The organism is Janthinobacterium sp. GL_088 (assembly GCF_057837845.1).
This window is the reverse complement of record NZ_CM174453.1, coordinates 4,986,753-5,002,891: the sequence shown is the minus strand read 5'-3', so window position 1 is coordinate 5,002,891 and position 16,139 is coordinate 4,986,753. Positions and strand designations below refer to the sequence as shown.

Genomic DNA, 16,139 nt, shown 5'->3' with positions numbered 1-16,139 from the left:
ATGAAGCGGCGGGCGAGAAGATGCGCCGTGGCAACTGCAGGGCCGGGCGGCCCCGCAGCTGATCACGCGCTTATTTTTTCACGTAATGCACGTCCAGGACATACACGCCCTTTTTCGGGTCCAGCACCACCGAGTACAGGTCGTTGCCGTGCAAGGACAGGCCGCCGGGGATGCTCGGCGCCGGCAGCATGCCTTCATCCCACATGCACGATTCGCCATTATCCACGTTGACGCACCATTGCTGCTTGCCATCGCGCAATACATATTGCACGGTGGCGCCGCTGCGCTGGAAGGTATAGGCCGGCACCGACGAGGTGACCTTGTCGACGCGCAAGTTCGTTGCCGCGGCGTTTTCCGCCAGCTTGATCGGCATGTCGGCTGTACCGTCCGGCTTGCCGGTGATTTTCGCGCTCATGCCGTCCGTCGCGACCACGGGGCCGGTGCAATCGGCCTTGAAGTAGGTTTCGCCGGTCGGCGTCAGTTCCAGCGAACCGCTGCCGTCGCTCTTGAGCGCGATGACGAGCAGTTGACGGTCGTGATTGTCGCACGCCGATTGCCACGTGCCGAGATATGCGGCCAGTGGCGAGGTGGAACCGGAATCGCCGGCAAGCTGCTGCGCCGAACCGCCGCCACCGCCGCCACCGCAGCCGGTCAGGAGTGCCGCGGTCGAGCCGACCAATACTGCCAATAATTTTTTCATTCAGAGTCCTTTTTATCCGGCAGCGGTGCGTGCCGTCAACGCGGCCTGATTATAGGATTATTAATAGGAAGGAATTCTCACCGAATCTATCGATGATTTGATTTGGATCATGTCGCGGCAATGCGCTGAAATGATTTGCGGGAATGAAGGGAGGATGTGGTGTAACTGGTGTGCATTGCGCCGCTCACGCGGCGCAATGGCTGATTATTGGCTGATTACTGACTGATTTATTGTTTTACATAGTGCATATCGAGCACATAAGCACCGTCTTTTTGCATCACGGTAAACAATTCGTTACCGCGCAAATAAAAGCCGCCGTTGCCACTTACTGCCTGTTGTATGCCGGTATCCGGGATGTCCGTGGTGTCGCCACTGCCATCGGTGATGCGCCAACGGGGTTTGCCATCGACCATTACCGTGGTGACGGCCGGGCCCGTAATCTGGATGGTGTGGGCTGGCAGCGACGATACGACCTTGTCGATGCGGATGTCCGTGGCAGGGCTGTCCGCCGTCAGTTTGAGCTGGATATTGCCTGCGCCATCCGGCGTCGCGGTAATCTTTTCACTCGTGGTTTCCGTAAATTGCACGGGGCCGCTGCAATCGGCAGTGCTGAAGGTTTCATCGTAGGTCGATATTTCCAGGGCGCCGCTGCCATCGTTCTTGAGGGCGACGACGAGGCGCTGGCGGAAAGAGTCGTTACAAGCGGGTGTCCAGGTACCAACATAGGCGGCCAGTGCGGGAGGCGGCGGAGGTGCGACCACCACTGGCGGGGGCGCTACCACCACTGGCGGGACCGCTACGTCTGCATTGCCGTTAGCACTACCGTTAGCATTACCATTAGCGCTACTGTTTCCGCCACCACCGCAACCAGTCAATACCACTGTGCCCGATACCATTAATAAAGCCAATACTTTTTTCATCCGTGATTCCTGTAAATCTTCAACCGGCTGGAAGCGTGCCGGATACGCGGCGATATTATAAAGTACATGCGTATCTTATTTTTCTGAAATCTGTAATTGGCCGCAATTCCTGCATTGAAAATGGTCATCGGATAAATTCCGGCAGGAGCGGTTGACCATTTTCCTGGTGCTGATGTGGCGGGAAATAAAGGAAGGTAATCTCACGTGCGGCCATTCACTGGCGTCGAGGAGAAACAGGCGGGTGCCGCGCCGCATCCGGCGCGAGGCAGGTATTGATATGGCCGTTTATGAAATTCGTGCCGGCGCCTGAATCTGGCGCCGGCCGCAGCCGGAAATGGCCGGTTTAAAACTCTTCCCAGTCATCGCCTGCCGGCGCCTTGGCCGGCGCATGCTGTGCCGCTTGCGGCTTGGCAACACTCAGGCGTTTGGCTGGCGTGGCTGTCTTGGGCGTCACGGCGCGCGGCGCGGCTGGCGCTGCAGCCGGCGTTGCCTGCCGCGCCTGCTCGCCCAGCTTGAACACGCTGACCACCTCGGCCAGATGGCTGGCCTGGTCTTGCAGGCTTTCGGCGGCCGCTGCCGCTTCCTCGACGAGGGCCGCGTTTTGCTGCGTCACGCCATCCATCTGCGCCAGCGCCTGGTTGACCTGGGCGATGCCGTCGCTTTGCTCGGTGGTGGCGACGCTGATGTCGGCCATGATGGCGGTGACCTTGCGCACGCTGTCGACCACCTGCTCCATGGTGGCGCCTGCTTCATCGACGAGCTTGCTTCCGGCGGCCACCTTGCCCACGGAATCGTCGATCAGCAGCTTGATTTCCTTGGCCGCCGCGGCGGAGCGCTGCGCCAGGTTGCGCACTTCCGTAGCGACGACGGCAAAACCGCGCCCCTGTTCGCCCGCGCGCGCCGCTTCCACAGCCGCGTTCAGCGCCAGGATATTCGTCTGGAAGGCGATGCCGTCGATGACGCTGATGATGTCGACGATCTTGTTTGACGAGTCATTGATCGACGTCATGGTTTCTATGACTTTGCCGACCACTTCACCGCTCTTCTGTGCCACACTCGATGCGGAAGCAGCCAGTTGATTCGCTTGGCGCGCATGGTCGGCATTTTCCTTGACGGTGCCCGTCAGTTCTTCCACGGAGGCGGCCGTTTCTTCCAGCGAGCTGGCTTGCTGTTCCGTGCGGGCCGACAGGTCGTTATTGCCTTGCGCAATTTCTGCGCTGGCGCGCGCCACGTTGTCGGCACTGGCTTGCACTTGCTGCAGCACGGCGTGGATCTTTTCGACGAAGGCGTTGAAACCCTTGCCGATGACGGCGAGCTCGTCGGTGCCCTTGACTTCCAGCTTGACGCGCAGGTCGGCATCGCCGCTGGACAGGTCCGTCATGGTGCGGCCCAGGGTGCGCAGGGGGCGCGTCAGCTGGTTGACGACGAGGATCAAAATGCCGGCCGTGGCTGCCGCGCACAGCAGGGCAACGATCAGCGTGTAGACCATCAGGTCGCGCGCCGAGGCGGTGGCCACGCTTTTCGGGAAATTCAGTTCCACGCTCCATGGCGCGATGTCGGGGTGGATCTGCAGCGGCTGCAGCAAGTGGATGTAGCCCTTGTCGTCCTCGTATTCATACGCCTGGCCCTGGCGCACCTTTTCCAGGCCGGCGGCGGGCACGTCGTCCGCCTTCTTGCCCAGCCGTGCAGGCTCGGGGTGGCTGGCGTACAGGCCGCCGTTCGAGATCAGGGCCAGCTTGCCGCCCTCGATCACTTTCAGGTCGGCGAGGATTTTCGCCAGGCGCGTGAGCATGAAGTCGGCGCTGGCCGTGCCCTTGAAGCTGCCGTCGATCATGATGGGCGCCACCAGCGAAGCCATCAGCACATCCTTGCCGTCGACGGGGTAGATATACGGTTCCGTAAAGTAAGTCTTGCCGGTGCGCTTGGGCACGTCGTACCAGTCGTTGGCGCCCGCTTTCGGGTCGAAGACGATGGGTTCGACTTGCAGCTTGCCGCCGGCGCCCCGTGTCCAGTAGGGCATGAAGCGGCCGCTGGCGTCGTAGTTCGGTTTCTGGTTGGCAAACTCCGCATCCTTGCCGTCGAGCGCATTCGGCTCCCACGTCACGGCCGAGCCCAGCAAGTCTTCCGAGCTGGTCAACGTCGCCTTGGTCAGTTCATTGATCTGGTCGCGCTGCAGGGGCAAATTCGCGCCCTTGGTGCCGCGCATGGCGCCGGCCAGGCTGGAAACGCTCGACAGGTTGCTGGCGATGCGCGCCTGCAGCGCACCGGCCACTTCGCGTGCCGACGTGCGCGCCAGTTCCAAAGCAGCCGCCTCGGCGCTGGCGCTGCTCTTGTAGCCGATCACGGCCGCCGTGACGCCGAGGCTGAGGATGGCGAGCGCAGTGGCGGCGACGCAGATTTTACTGTTCAGTGATAGTTGCATGAGGCTGTTCCTTGATGGGGAGGGGTATCGGTGTCTCGGGCGTCGCGGGTAGCGCGCCTAGAAAGTCTTGCTGACGGCCAGCACGAAGGTGGCCGCGGCCGGGTTCGAGGTGTCGAACCGGCCGGCCGCATTCGGGATGCCCAGCGTGTAATGGTCGTAGGCGTCGGTGGCGCCCCAGGCGCGCGTCACGGCGCCACTCAGGCTCCAGCCGCCGTCGAAGGCCCGCGTGATGCCCACCTTGGCATCGCGCCAGTTCCACATGGCATTGCCCGTGCCCGCCACGCGACCATTGCCGGCGTGCAGGTTCAAGGTCCAGGCATTGCCCAGGTCGACATTCGCGCCCACGTCCAGGTAGCCGGTGCCGCGCGCATGCGTGATGCCGAAGAAGTCGCGCGTGACGGTATGGTTGTATTTGGCGTACAGCATGCGGTAGGTCAGGCCCAGCGACAGTTCGCCGTAGTCGTACTTGACGCTCGTGGCGCGGTACACGGCGCCCGGATACTTGTAGTAATACGCGAGCACGCTGTAGCCCAGCTCGCCCACCGTGCCGCCGTAGCCGCCGTACAGGTCCCATTCGACGCTTGCATCCTGGATATAGCGGTCGCTGACGGTGGAAGCCCAGGTGCCCAGCGACCAGCCGCTCGGGTGCGCGTAATCGACGCCCGCCTGCAGGGCCGGCTTGCCCCAGGTCTGGCGGAAGCCGCGCGAAATGTATTGCGAAGTGAGGCTGGCATTGGCGCTGAAGGTGGCGCCAGTGCTGTCCGTGGTCTGGGCTTGCACGGGCAGGGCGGCCGCCAGCAGGAAGGCGCAGCCCAGCAAGGATGATCCGGGGAAACGGTGGTGCGATGGCATGGCAGTCAGCTCCGTATTTGCCGGCAGCGGCCGTCCAGGCGCGTTGCCCTGATGGTTGCAATAAAAATGCGGAATGGACTTTTGTGAAGGCAAGGCGAGGCCGTTTGCATGTTCGTCTGAACATGCACACATTCTCACCAAACGTAACTGAAAGGATAGGGGCTAGGGCTAGTGGAAGTCAATAAAGTTGCGCTACGGAAATCGTAAGTTGTTGTTTCCTGGCACTTTTTCATGCTCCTGTCACATTTCCGGCCTGCCCCGGCTGGCGGCCTGTTGCAAGCCGGCCAGCAAGCCTGGCAGGGCCGCATGCAAGGCTTGCAGGCTGTCGGCGTCCAGCCCGGCCTGCATTTCCACCCGGCCCGAGGGCTGGCCCCAGACGACCTGTGCGCTGAGCCGGGCGCCGGCGTCGAGTCCCGTGACGCTGACCAGCAGCGCGACTTCTTCCGGCGCATCCTCGGGCACGTCTGCGAGCAGGCAGGAAATGCCGAAATGATAATCCTGGAAGGCGCTGGCCGTGCCGCTGGAAAAGGCGAAGACGGAAGCGAGCACCTGCGGCGCGGCGGCCGCCAGTGACGGCAGGGCGGCGCGAAACAGGGGTAGCAAGTCGTTTTCCAGCTGCTGTACCAGCGGATGAGTGTGGCTGAGGACGGTCATGGGCGGAGGAAAGGAGTGGCGGCGCGCGATGGTAGCAGTTTTCGCCGCCGCCGGGGCCGTCGTCAGGCGGCGTAGCGGCTGGCCATGCTGGCGATAGTGCTTTTCATCTGTTCGCGCAGGGCGGCAGGCGCCAGCACTTCCACGCCATCGCCCAGGCCCAGCAACCACCACTGCAGTTCGCGCGTGCTGGGCACGGTGGCGGTCAGGTGCAGCGAGCCATCGGCGCGTTCCTGCAATTGCTGGTCCGCGCTCAGCGGCGTCTCGTACAGGTGCTCGCCGCTGCGACGGGCAAACACGGCTTCCAGCAGCAGCGGTTCGCCCTCGCGGATGCCCATGGCGCCCGAAGCAATATACGCATCGATGTCGAAGCCTGGCTGCGCGCGCGCGGCCAGATAGAGCATTTCCGCCTGTTGCACGCGGTGCAGGACCAGGGTGCGCACGTCGTTGTAGTCGGCGAACAGGCATACCAGGTAGAGCAACTGACCGCGCTGCACGATGGCCAGCGGATGGACGGCGTCATAGTTGACGGGACTGTCGTTGTCACGCTTCTTGTAGCTCAGCTTGAGCTGGCGGTTTTGCATCAGCGCTTCATACACGGTGCGCTGGCAAGCTTCGTCGATGTCGGGCGCCAGCAGCCGCTGCATGGGGGCGATGACGCGTATCTTGTCCAGCCAGGCGGATGCGCTGGCACGTTCGCTGGCCGCGTTCAAGGTCTGGCGGGCCGCGCTGAAATACGGCTGCATGCTGTCCAGGGTGGATGGCGGCAATGCATGGCGCATGTGCTGTTCCATCAGGGCCAGGGTCAGCGCGGCCGGCGTCGACAGGCCCGGCATGTCCATGCGCGCCGCATTTTCCATCCAGCACCAGCCAAATGGCTTGCTGTCGGCGGGATTGGTCAGCGGGAAAATTTCGGCCAGGTCGAGCAAGTCGCGCTGGATCGTGCGCACGCCGATGGCAAAGTCGATGGCCTTGAGCTTGTCGTGCAATTCGGCGACGGTGATGGTGCGTGGCGCCTGCGGTATCAGGCGCAGCATTTGCCATTGGCGCATGATGGTGGAAGGGCGGGGCGCGTGTTCAGACATGGTGATTCCGTTCTCTTCAGTGGCAGGATGTGTACTGACAAGTACACAAGTTAACGAATGGTAACATTGATTCGATGGCAATTACAGGGCGTCCAGCATGGCTGCCCTGACGCAATTGCGCCCCGCGTGCTTGGCCTGGTACAGCAGGCGGTCGGCCGCCGCGACCAGGGCGGCGGCGCCGGGCGCCCGGCTATCGGGCGTACACGCGAGGGAGGCGACGCCGAAGCTGGCCGTCGTCCCGATGTGCCGTGCCAGGCCGTCGCGCAGGCGTTCGGCCAGGCGCACGCCGCCAGCCAGGTCCGTTTCAGGCAGGATCAGCAGGAATTCCTCACCGCCGTGGCGCACCACGCTGTCGATGCCACGGCGCGTGGCGTTGCCGAGCAGGCCGGCAAAGGTGCGCAGCACGGCATCGCCCGCAGCATGGCCGTGGGCGTCGTTGATGCGCTTGAAGTGGTCGAGATCGCACAGGATGGCCGTCAGGCACAGGCCATGGCGTTGTGAACGCGCAAGTTCGGCGCCCAGCAAGTGCTCGTCGAGATAGCGGCGGTTGTAGCAGCCGGTCAGGTGGTCGCGCACGGCCTGTTCTGCCAGGATGGCGTGTTGCAGGACGTGCGCGCGGCGCTGGCGCTGCTGGCCATGGCTGGCACACAGGCCAGTCAGGTTGAGCAGCAGCAAGGTGGCGGCGTTGCCGGCTTGAAAGTCATCCTGCAGGCCGAGCCAGGCCAGGCTCGCCACGATGGCCAGGCCGGCGGCGCCCAGCAGTTGCCGCGTGATGCCGGCATAGGGGGCAACGAGCAGGATGCAAAAGGCGGTTGCGTGCCAGCCGGCGTCGGTTTCGCGCAAGGCATAGCAGAGCAGGAACACGAGCACGTCCAGCGCCAGCAGCGCGGTGCCGGAGGCGGCGCTGCCAGGCTGTGCGGCGGGTGCGCGCAAGGCCCGCAGCAGCATGGCCAGAATAAGCAGGCAGCAGGCCAGGCCCAGCGGCCAGCCGGCGGGCGGCAGCAGCGCGACGGCAAAGCTGGCGCTGGCGCCGGCATGCAGCGCCAGCAAGGGAAGCGGCGCCGGATTGCGGAGATCGTCAATTGCATGGTGCAAATGCATGGAAACCTGTCGGATAGCGAATCGGGCCTCCATTCTTGCCCGGCCCTGCGACAAGCCACGACGCGTTGCGCCACCATGCTGCATATCAGATTGGTCCTACCAGTGACCCTTATTCGTCGCTGGTGACGCGCGTGCGCACGAAATCGATGTGGCCTTGCATGGCCGTGCGCGCCTCTTCGGGCTGGCTGGAGCAGATGGCCTCGCACAGCGTGCGGTGCTGCGACAGCAGTTGCAGCGAAGTCGCCTCGTCCTGCTGGCGCAAGCCTGTGCCATTGATGGTGATGTGTTCGCGCAGCATGCCGATGATGCTGGTGTGCAAGTGCAGAAACATGGTGTTGTGCGACGCCTGCGCGATGACTTCATGCAGCCGTGCATCGGCCTGCGCCTCGCCGTGCTTGTCGTCGCTGGCGCGCGCCTGTTCCAGCTCGGCCAGCAGCGCCATGATCTGCGCGCGCTCGTCGCCGCTGGCCCGCTGCGCCGCAAAATAGGCCGTCGCCCCTTCCAGCACGCGGCGAAATTCCAGGATGTCGTTGCGCAGGGCGGGGTGGTCGGCCACCAGCTGGCTCCACGGCGACGCCATGCCGGTGCGCAATTGATCCGTCACAAATACGCCGGCGCCGTGCCGGCTGCGCACGAGGCCCCGCGCCGCCAGCCGCTGCACCGCTTCGCGCACGGTGTTGCGCGAAACCGCATATTGCTGCGCCAGCAGGCGTTCGGCCGGCAGCTGCGCGCCCGCCGGCAAGCTGCCGTCCAGCAGGGCCGTTTCCAGCCGGCGCATCACCATCTCGACCCTGCCCCGCGTTTGCATGCCTGTCGCCATCGCTGTCTTCCGGTGTTGTTTTAAAGTGGTCTGAGCAATTTGAAGTGGCTCGCGGAAGCTGGAATTATGCGTGAACCGGTCATTCTTAACAACACACAGCGGCGCCGCAGCAACATACAGAGCGCCGGGGAGACACACTCATGCAGCCAGACCCGCGCCAGCCACGTCGCTATCCACCCGCACCGCTCCAGGTGTACCTGTTCGCCACCTGCCTGGTCGACCTGTTCGTGCCGCAGGCGGGACTCGACGCGGTGCGCCTGCTGGAGCGGGAAGGCTTGCTGGTGCATTATCCGCGCGGCCAGAGCTGCTGCGGCCAGCCCGCCTACAGCAGCGGCAATCCGGAGCAGGCGCGCGCCGTGGCCCGCGCCCAGCTCGACCTGTTTGCGCAGCCGTGGCCCGTGATCGTGCCGTCCGGCTCTTGCGCCGGCATGATGCGCCACCACTGGCCGCAGCTGTTCCAGGACGACCCCGTCGCCGGTCCCAAGGCGGTTGAACTGGCCGAACGCGTGTATGAACTGAGCGAATTTCTCTTCTGCGTGCTGAAACTCGACCTGGCCGGCCTTTCTGGCGCCGGACAGGCCGATGAAAACGTGGTGCTGCACACCTCGTGCGGCGCGCGCCGCGAAATGGGCACGCGCACCCACGGCTTGGCCCTGGTCGACGCCTTGCCCGGCGTGACGCGCATGGAGCATCAGCGCGAATCGGAATGCTGCGGCTTCGGCGGCACGTTTTCATTGAAACATCCGGATATTTCCGGCGCCATGGTCAGTGACAAGATCGCCTCGGCCTGCGCCACCGGCTGCGACCGGCTCGTCTCGGCCGATTGCGGCTGCCTGCTCAATATCGGCCACGCCGCGCAGCACCAGGGCGCGCCGCTGCCCGTCGAGCACCTGGCCAGCTTCCTGTGGCGCCGCACGGGAGGCGCGGCATGAGCGCGATCCTGACCGCCCGCGAACGCATGCTGGGGCGCTTGCGCGCCGCGGCCCCCACCGCGCCCGAGACGGTGGAGCTCATCGATACGGCCATCGACCGGCATTACCTGGCGCGCCGCGCGCAAGCGCCGCTGTCGCCACGGGGCGCGATAGCCGCCATGCAGGCCGCCTTGCGCGCCGCGCATGCGCAAGTCGACTGCGTGAGCAGCAACGCCTGGCCCGCCCTGCTGGCGCAGCGCCTCGGCGCGCAGCAGGTGCGCCGTTTGCTGATGGATACCGGCAGCGCCGAAGGGCTGGCCTTGCGCGCCGCCTTGCCCGCTGGCGTGGAAACGCTGTCCTTTGACCGTCCGCTGGCACAGTGGAAGGGCGAGTTGTTCGACACCGTCGACGCGGGGTTGACCGTCGCCCGTTCCGGCATCGCCGCCACGGGCACCCTGGTCATCGCGCCCGATGCGGCCGCGCCGCGCACGGTGTCCTTGGCGCCGCCGCTGCATATCTGTCTCGTGTATGCCAGCACTGTGCATGCGGACTTGCACGCTGCGGCGCGCGCCGAGCGCTGGTGCGACGGCATGCCGGCCAACCTGGTGCTGGTGTCGGGGCCCTCGAAAACGTCCGACATCCAGCAGACGCTGGCCTATGGCGCGCACGGTCCGCGCTGGCTGTGGGTTTTGATTATCGATGATTTATCTGCCCATGAAGGAGGCCAGCCATGAACGCCAAGCCCCTGCAATTCGTCAAGCCGGCAGACTTCCATGCGCGCGCCCGCGCCGCGCTGGACGACCCGAAGCTGCGCCAGAGCTTTCGCGGCGCGATGGATTTTTTACAGGACAAGCGTAGCACCCAGTTCCCCGACGGCGACGAACTGGAGCGCCTGCGCGACCTCGGCGAAGCCGTGCGCCGGCATGCGCTGGCGCGCCTGCCCGATTTGCTGGTGCAGCTGGAAGACAAGCTGACGGCGGGCGGCGTGCAGGTGCACTGGGCCGAGGATGGCGAGCAAGCCAACGCCATCATCCACGCCATCGCGCAGCGTAATCAGGCGACGCGCTTCATCAAGGGCAAGTCGATGGCCAGCGAGGAAATCGAGCTCAATCACTACCTGGAAGCGCGCGGCATGAGTTGCCTGGAATCGGACATGGGCGAATACATCGTGCAGCTGGCCGGCGAAAAGCCGTCGCACATCGTCATGCCGGCCATTCACAAGACCAAGGCCGACATCGCAGGCCTGTTCGCCGAGAACATTCCCGGCGCGCCCTACACGGAAGACGTCGACAGCCTGATCCAGACGGGACGGCGCGCCCTGCGCCAGGCGTTTGTCGAGGCGGACATCGGCCTGTCGGGCGTGAACTTCGCGGCGGCCGACACGGGCACCCTGTGGCTGGTGGAAAACGAGGGCAATGGCCGGCTGACGACGTCCGTGCCGGAGGTACACATCGCCATCATGGGCATGGAAAAGGTGGTCGCCAAGCTCGAACATATCGTGCCGCTGGCGAGCCTCTTGACGCGCTCGGCCACGGGCCAGGCCATCACCACGTATTTCAACCTGATTTCCGGTCCGCGCCGCGCCGGTGAGCTGGATGGCCCGCGCGAAGTGCACCTGGTCTTGCTCGACAACGGCCGCAGCCAGGCTTACGCCGACGAGCAGCTGCGCGCTACCTTGCAATGCATCCGCTGCGGCGCCTGCATGAACCACTGCCCCGTCTACACGCGCATCGGCGGCCACGCCTACGGCACCACGTATCCGGGGCCGATCGGCAAGATCATCTCGCCCCACTTGCTGGGACTGGCTGCGACGGCGGACTTGGCCACCGCGTCGAGCCTGTGCGGCGCCTGCGGCGAAGTGTGCCCCGTGCGCATCCCCATTCCGCAACTGCTGGTGCGCCTGCGCACGGAGGCCAACCGCAATCCGCACGAGGAAGTCAGCCATCCGCTGCGCGGCCAGGGTGCCAAGTTCAGCCGCGGCGAAAGCCTGATCTGGCGCTTCTGGAGCGGCGCCTTTGCGCGTCCTGCCAGCTACCGCCTGTTCCGTTGGGCCGCCACGCGCCTGCGCCTGCTGACGCCGCGCGCGCAGCTGGGTTGGACGCAGCACCGCAAGCCCTTGACGCCGGCGCCGCGCAGCCTGGCCGACCTGCTCAATGCACGAGGGCAGGAAGAATAGCGTCGCTCCGCCATACCGCAAAAAACACGCTACACACAATTACATCAAAAGCCGTTTTTTACTTAACCAGCATCCACCGGAGGAGACCCGACATGCAGACCTGGACCCAACTTTATACACCGCTCGGCAGCCTGTGGCTGTCGTCGCTGGCGGCAGCCGTTCCCATTATTTTCTTTTTCATCGCCCTGGCGGCACTGCGCATCAAGGGCCACGTGGCGGCCGCCGTCACCCTGGCGCTGGCGCTGGCTGTGGCCATCTTCGCGTATGGCATGCCCGTGCCGCAGGCGCTGGCGGCGGCCGGCTACGGCTTTGCGTATGGTTTGTGGCCCATCGCGTGGATCATCGTTACGGCCGTCTTCCTGTACAAGATCGTCGTGAAGACGGGGCAGATCGAGATCATCCGCGCCTCCGTATTGTCTGTTACGGACGATCAGCGCCTGCAGGTGCTGCTGATCGGCTTTGCCTTCGGCGCCTTCCTGGAAGGGGCGGCCGGTTTTGGCGCGCCCGTGGCGATCACGTCGGCCTTGCTGGTGGGCCTGGGCTTCAACCCTCTGTATGCGGCGGGCCTGTGCCTGATCGCCAATACGGCGCCCGTGGCCTTTGGCGCCATGGGCATCCCCATCATCGTGGCGGGCCAGGTGACGGGCATCGATCCGTTCCTGATCGGCGCCATGGCGGGCCGCCAATTGCCGCTGCTGTCGCTGGCCGTGCCCTTCTGGCTGGTCTTCATGATGGATGGCTTCCGCGGCGTGCGCGAAGTGTGGCCGGCCGCGCTGGTGACGGGTTTGAGCTTTGCCGTGACCCAGTACTTCACGTCTAACCATATCGGCCCTGAGCTGCCGGACATCACTTCGGCCCTCGTCAGCCTGGTGTCGCTGACCCTGTTCCTGAAAGTGTGGCAGCCGAAGAATGCGAAAGTGGCCCATGCCGTCGGCGGTGGCACGGCTGCGCTGTCCGGTTTTGGCGGTGGCGCCGGCAAGGCGGACTTGCGCGGCAGCGGCAGCCGCGCCGCCTCGCCCTACACGACGGCGCAGACCATGCGCGCCTGGGCGCCGTTCGGCCTGCTGACGGCCATCGTCACCGTCTGGAGCCTGCCCGGCTTCAAGGCCCTGTTCGCCGCCGGCGGGGCGCTATCGAGCCTGGTTGTCAAGATCCACGTGCCTTACCTCGATAAACTGGTGATCAAGACGATGCCCATCGTGGCGGAGCCGAAGGCGTATGACGCCGTCTTCAAGCTCGACCTGCTGTCGGCCGTGGGCACGGCGATCTTGCTGACGGCCGTGCTGTCGATGTGGATGCTGCGCATGAAGCCGCGCGATGGCCTCAAGGCCTTCGTCGAAACGCTCGTGGAATTGCGCCGTCCCGTGCTGTCGATCGGCCTGGTGCTGGCGTTTGCCTTCGTTGCCAATTACTCGGGCATGTCGTCCACCCTGGCCCTGTTGCTGGCCGGCAGCGGCGCCGCCTTCCCGTTCTTTTCGCCATTCCTGGGCTGGCTGGGCGTCTTCCTGACGGGTTCCGATACGTCCTCCAACGCCTTGTTCTGCTCCCTGCAAAACACGACGGCGCACCAGATCGGCGTCTCCGACACCTTGCTGGTGGCGGCCAATACGACGGGTGGCGTGACGGCGAAGATGATCTCACCCCAATCGATCGCCGTCGCCTGTGCGGCAACAGGCCTGGTGGGCAAGGAATCGGACCTGTTCCGCTTTACCCTGAAGCACAGCCTGATGTTTGCCGTGATCATCGGCATCATCACCATGCTGCAGGCCTACGTATTCACCGGCATGATCCCGCACTGAGCGATCCGTAGAAGTACGTAGTAAAACTAGATGAATTGATAGTAAAACGTGCATCAGGTCATGAAAATGACCTGATGCACTGCAGCATATCCAAGATAGCCCGGCGCAATGCCGGGTCTGCGGCGATGCCTTCCGCATCGAGACCCGACCCCAGCAGGGGCAGGCTGATACAGGCCTCGTCGATCAGTCGTGCCGACATGGTGCGTACCGTTTCGCGCAGGGCCGCTTGCGCATGCGTGGCGCGCGGCGAGGCGTTCAGCAGCACCAGCGGCTTGTCGATGAACGATTCATTTCCCACCATCCAGTCCAGCGCGTTTTTCATGGGGCCACTCACGCCGTGCGCGTACTCGGGACTGGCCAGCAGCAGCACGTCGGCCGCCAGGATGGCGTCGCGCAGGCCCGTCACGGCCGGCAGGCTGTCGGCGTCGAGGTCGGGATTGAACAGGGGCAGTTCACCGAGTCCCGGATAGATACGGATGTCGAATGGCGCTGGGGCAAGCCGGGCGATGGCGCGCAGCAGGGCGGTGTTCAGCGAGGCGGCGCGCAGGCTGCCGGCGATGGCGAGGATGGTAATGGGCGTTTGCATCCCGCCTGTATAGCCCATCCTGTGCTCAAGCGCAAGGCGAGCAGGATGGCGCTATCGATGTTGCAACAGCCGATGATGGGCTGCGTGTTGCCGTACTAATTAACGGCTCAGACCGCTCATCCAGCTTGGCTGCGGGTTGGCACGGGCCAGTTCGCGCATGCGGTATTCCAGATCGTAGCGGTCGGTCGATTCGGCCAGGTAGGCTTCTTCGTAAGCGCGCTCGCGGCGGTCGCTGCTTTGGTTCAGCCAGGCACCGACGCGCTTGGCGGCGTGGACCAGGGTAGCGACGATATTGCTGTTTTGCGTGGTGTGATAGGTAAATGCGGTAGACATGGCAGACTCCTTATGTGGCGTGCCGCGTTGTGCTGCACTGCAATATAAGTATAGCGATTCCAAGTTATAAGGCTACTTTTGATTTCAAATGTCAGCTATTCAATTTTGAAATAACAGCCGCTAAAGCTGCGCAATACGGGGCTTTAAGGCATAATGCCGGCGCAGTATCGTAGTTTTACTACAAGACTGTTTTGTCCTGGATGTTGTTTTCAGACGCAGCCCGCAGGCGCGCCGCGTCCACAAGACATCATCTGACGAGAAACGGTCGGCCGTGCGCCTGCCGCGCGCAAGAGTCGCCATGCCTGCCCCCATTTCGTCAATGGCAGTCATGGCCCACGCTGATATCTGCGTGGCGCTTGCGCGTCCTGGTGCTGCCCGGGTGGAAACGCTTCCATGCCTGGCAAGATCAACTTGGAATTGAAAAATGGAGAAGGTATGGAATACGTAAAGCAAGGTCCGGGCATACAGTCCGCACAGGCCGGCACGCAAAACAATACAGGCGCCCTGATCATTGTCACGGTGCTGTTTTTCATGTGGGGACTGCTGACATCGCTCAATGATGTGCTGATTCCCCACCTGCGTTCGATCTACACCCTGACCTATGTCCAGGCGATGCTGGTGCAGTTCTGCTTCTTTGGCGCCTACGCCATCGTTTCGCTGCCCGCCGGCATGCTGATCAAGAAAATCGGTTACCAGCGCGGCGTCGTCGCCGGCCTGCTGATCGCGGCCGCCGGCTGCGCCATGTTCTACCCGGCGTCCACCGGCAGCTATGCACTGTTCCTCTTGTCCTTCTTCATCCTGGCGGCCGGCATCACCGTGCTGCAGGTGGCGGCCAATCCCTACGTGACGGAACTGGGCGACCCGCAGACGGCGTCGAGCCGTTTGACCCTGACGCAAGCGTTCAACGCGCTGGGCACCACCGTGGCGCCTGCGCTGGGCGGCATGCTGATTTTGTCGGGCACCGTGCTGACGGTGCAGCAGTTCGATCTGCTGCCGGCCGTCGAGCAACTGGCTTACCGCGCCAAGGAAGCGGCCTCCGTGCAGGGGCCGTATCTGGTGCTGGCCGCTACCCTGGTGATCCTGGCGGTGCTGTTCGCGCTGGCCAAATTGCCGAAGATTTCGCATGCCGACGATGCGGCCGCCCTGGCGCAGGATGGCCACAAGGTCTCGATCTGGTCGCACCGCCACCTGGTGCTGGGCGCGCTGGCCATCTTCCTGTATGTGGGCGGTGAAGTCAGCATCGGCAGCTTCCTGATCAACTTCCTGGGCGAGAGCCATATCGCTGGTCTCAGCCACGCCGACGCCGCGTATTTCGTCAGCTATTACTGGGGTGGCGCCATGCTGGGCCGCTTCGTCGGCTTTGCCGTGATGCGCTATGTCAGCCCGGGCAAGACCCTGGCCTTCAACGCCGCCGTCGTCATCGCGCTGATCCTCGTTGCCGTGTTCTCCAGCGGTCACACTGCCATGTGGGCATTGATCGCCGTAGGCCTGTTCAACTCCATCATGTTCCCGACCATCTTCAGCATGGCCCTGAACAAGCTGGGCGCGCAAACGGGTCAAGGTTCGGGCATCCTGTGCATGGCCATCGTCGGCGGCGCCATCGTGCCGTTCATCCAGGGCTTCCTGGCCGACCACATCAACCTGCAGCTGTCCTTCCTCGTGCCGGCCCTGTGCTACACCTTCATTCTGTACTTCGGCTGGAAGTACGCCAGCATGTACAACGACGACGCCAAGTAAGCAAAGTGGCGTGATCAATCAAAAGGGTGGCTTCGGCCACCCTTTT

The 16,139-nt window shown here is 64.0% G+C and carries 16 protein-coding genes; 6 read left to right on the top strand and 10 right to left on the bottom strand.

All coding sequences use genetic code 11. The features are described 5' to 3' along the window. Positions 1 to 70: 70 nt before the first annotated feature. Both AC3IQ7_RS22345 and AC3IQ7_RS22340 read right to left on the bottom strand, forming a co-directional pair. Positions 71 to 700, bottom strand: coding sequence for a hypothetical protein (locus tag AC3IQ7_RS22345; RefSeq protein WP_099380852.1), 630 nt, complete (start codon positions 698 to 700; stop codon positions 71 to 73). Between the two features lie 227 nt (positions 701 to 927). Continuing rightward, complete coding sequence (locus AC3IQ7_RS22340; protein ID WP_158301398.1) at positions 928 to 1,620, bottom strand: hypothetical protein; 693 nt, start codon at positions 1,618 to 1,620, stop codon at positions 928 to 930. Between the two features lie 151 nt (positions 1,621 to 1,771). Here AC3IQ7_RS22340 and AC3IQ7_RS22335 point away from each other — a divergent pair, with 151 nt between their 5' ends. Beyond that, complete coding sequence (locus AC3IQ7_RS22335) at positions 1,772 to 1,930, top strand: hypothetical protein (protein WP_158301397.1); 159 nt, start codon at positions 1,772 to 1,774, stop codon at positions 1,928 to 1,930. 33 nt (positions 1,931 to 1,963) lie between these two features. Here the strand turns inward: AC3IQ7_RS22335 and AC3IQ7_RS22330 are convergent, their stop codons facing one another. The 6 genes from AC3IQ7_RS22330 to AC3IQ7_RS22305 all read right to left on the bottom strand — a co-directional run bounded on the left by AC3IQ7_RS22330 (position 1,964) and on the right by AC3IQ7_RS22305 (position 8,539). Then, entirely contained in the window at positions 1,964 to 4,042 is a 2,079-nt protein-coding gene (locus tag AC3IQ7_RS22330; RefSeq protein WP_099380850.1) for a methyl-accepting chemotaxis protein, read from the bottom strand. Positions 4,043 to 4,099: 57 nt separating this feature from the next. After that, on the bottom strand, positions 4,100 to 4,894 hold the full coding sequence (locus tag AC3IQ7_RS22325) for a TorF family putative porin (RefSeq protein WP_489207352.1): 795 nt from the start codon (positions 4,892 to 4,894) through the stop codon (positions 4,100 to 4,102). A gap of 240 nt (positions 4,895 to 5,134) precedes the next feature. Then, the gene (locus AC3IQ7_RS22320; protein WP_099380849.1) at positions 5,135 to 5,548 is read right to left on the bottom strand and encodes a hypothetical protein; all 414 of its coding nucleotides are present in this window, start codon (positions 5,546 to 5,548) and stop codon (positions 5,135 to 5,137) included. A 62-nt stretch (positions 5,549 to 5,610) separates the two neighbouring features. After that, positions 5,611 to 6,630, bottom strand: a complete 1,020-nt coding sequence (locus tag AC3IQ7_RS22315; RefSeq protein ID WP_489207351.1) for a helix-turn-helix transcriptional regulator — start codon at positions 6,628 to 6,630, stop codon at positions 5,611 to 5,613. Positions 6,631 to 6,711: 81 nt separating this feature from the next. After that, entirely contained in the window at positions 6,712 to 7,731 is a 1,020-nt protein-coding gene (locus AC3IQ7_RS22310; protein WP_489207350.1) for a GGDEF domain-containing protein, read from the bottom strand. 109 nt (positions 7,732 to 7,840) lie between these two features. Next, a complete protein-coding gene (locus tag AC3IQ7_RS22305; RefSeq protein ID WP_099380846.1) occupies positions 7,841 to 8,539 on the bottom strand; it encodes a FadR/GntR family transcriptional regulator in 699 nt (232 codons plus the stop codon). A 152-nt stretch (positions 8,540 to 8,691) separates the two neighbouring features. Between AC3IQ7_RS22305 and AC3IQ7_RS22300 the strand changes: the two genes are divergently transcribed. From AC3IQ7_RS22300 to AC3IQ7_RS22285, 4 genes are all read left to right on the top strand, one after another. Continuing rightward, positions 8,692 to 9,483 (top strand): (Fe-S)-binding protein, encoded by a 792-nt coding sequence (locus tag AC3IQ7_RS22300; protein WP_489207349.1) that lies wholly within the window; start codon positions 8,692 to 8,694, stop codon positions 9,481 to 9,483. Beyond that, entirely contained in the window at positions 9,480 to 10,196 is a 717-nt protein-coding gene (locus AC3IQ7_RS22295) for a LutC/YkgG family protein (RefSeq protein ID WP_489207348.1), read from the top strand. The genes AC3IQ7_RS22300 and AC3IQ7_RS22295 overlap by 4 nt, the downstream gene beginning before the upstream one ends. Then, entirely contained in the window at positions 10,193 to 11,638 is a 1,446-nt protein-coding gene (locus tag AC3IQ7_RS22290) for a LutB/LldF family L-lactate oxidation iron-sulfur protein (protein WP_489207347.1), read from the top strand. The genes AC3IQ7_RS22295 and AC3IQ7_RS22290 overlap by 4 nt, the downstream gene beginning before the upstream one ends. A gap of 92 nt (positions 11,639 to 11,730) precedes the next feature. Next, a complete protein-coding gene (locus AC3IQ7_RS22285) occupies positions 11,731 to 13,437 on the top strand; it encodes a lactate permease LctP family transporter (protein WP_489207346.1) in 1,707 nt (568 codons plus the stop codon). 58 nt (positions 13,438 to 13,495) lie between these two features. On the opposite strand, the gene AC3IQ7_RS22280 is transcribed toward AC3IQ7_RS22285, so the two are convergent. Together AC3IQ7_RS22280 and AC3IQ7_RS22275 are read right to left on the bottom strand one after the other, a co-directional pair. Further along, positions 13,496 to 14,023, bottom strand: a complete 528-nt coding sequence (locus AC3IQ7_RS22280; protein ID WP_099380856.1) for an NADPH-dependent FMN reductase — start codon at positions 14,021 to 14,023, stop codon at positions 13,496 to 13,498. Between the two features lie 99 nt (positions 14,024 to 14,122). Further along, a complete protein-coding gene (locus AC3IQ7_RS22275; protein WP_080698581.1) occupies positions 14,123 to 14,356 on the bottom strand; it encodes a DUF3563 family protein in 234 nt (77 codons plus the stop codon). A 435-nt stretch (positions 14,357 to 14,791) separates the two neighbouring features. Here AC3IQ7_RS22275 and fucP point away from each other — a divergent pair, with 435 nt between their 5' ends. Beyond that, a complete protein-coding gene (gene fucP / locus AC3IQ7_RS22270; protein ID WP_099380855.1) occupies positions 14,792 to 16,093 on the top strand; it encodes an L-fucose:H+ symporter permease in 1,302 nt (433 codons plus the stop codon). The last annotated feature ends 46 nt before the right edge of the window (positions 16,094 to 16,139 follow it).

Excerpts from the sequence above, each read along its gene's own strand:
- AC3IQ7_RS22340 (WP_158301398.1), bottom strand. The coding sequence starts at position 1,620 with ATGAAAAAAGTATTGGCTTTATTAATGGTATCGGGCACAGTGGTATTG.
- AC3IQ7_RS22290 (WP_489207347.1), top strand. The coding sequence starts at position 10,193 with ATGAACGCCAAGCCCCTGCAATTCGTCAAGCCGGCAGACTTCCATGCG.
- AC3IQ7_RS22325 (WP_489207352.1), bottom strand. The coding sequence starts at position 4,894 with ATGCCATCGCACCACCGTTTCCCCGGATCATCCTTGCTGGGCTGCGCC.
- AC3IQ7_RS22315 (WP_489207351.1), bottom strand. The coding sequence starts at position 6,630 with ATGTCTGAACACGCGCCCCGCCCTTCCACCATCATGCGCCAATGGCAA.
- AC3IQ7_RS22310 (WP_489207350.1), bottom strand. The coding sequence starts at position 7,731 with ATGCATTTGCACCATGCAATTGACGATCTCCGCAATCCGGCGCCGCTT.
- AC3IQ7_RS22285 (WP_489207346.1), top strand. The coding sequence starts at position 11,731 with ATGCAGACCTGGACCCAACTTTATACACCGCTCGGCAGCCTGTGGCTG.
- AC3IQ7_RS22345 (WP_099380852.1), bottom strand. The coding sequence starts at position 700 with ATGAAAAAATTATTGGCAGTATTGGTCGGCTCGACCGCGGCACTCCTG.
- fucP (WP_099380855.1), top strand. The coding sequence starts at position 14,792 with ATGGAATACGTAAAGCAAGGTCCGGGCATACAGTCCGCACAGGCCGGC.
- AC3IQ7_RS22320 (WP_099380849.1), bottom strand. The coding sequence starts at position 5,548 with ATGACCGTCCTCAGCCACACTCATCCGCTGGTACAGCAGCTGGAAAAC.
- AC3IQ7_RS22305 (WP_099380846.1), bottom strand. The coding sequence starts at position 8,539 with ATGCAAACGCGGGGCAGGGTCGAGATGGTGATGCGCCGGCTGGAAACG.
- AC3IQ7_RS22295 (WP_489207348.1), top strand. The coding sequence starts at position 9,480 with ATGAGCGCGATCCTGACCGCCCGCGAACGCATGCTGGGGCGCTTGCGC.
- AC3IQ7_RS22275 (WP_080698581.1), bottom strand. The coding sequence starts at position 14,356 with ATGTCTACCGCATTTACCTATCACACCACGCAAAACAGCAATATCGTC.
- AC3IQ7_RS22300 (WP_489207349.1), top strand. The coding sequence starts at position 8,692 with ATGCAGCCAGACCCGCGCCAGCCACGTCGCTATCCACCCGCACCGCTC.
- AC3IQ7_RS22330 (WP_099380850.1), bottom strand. The coding sequence starts at position 4,042 with ATGCAACTATCACTGAACAGTAAAATCTGCGTCGCCGCCACTGCGCTC.
- AC3IQ7_RS22280 (WP_099380856.1), bottom strand. The coding sequence starts at position 14,023 with ATGCAAACGCCCATTACCATCCTCGCCATCGCCGGCAGCCTGCGCGCC.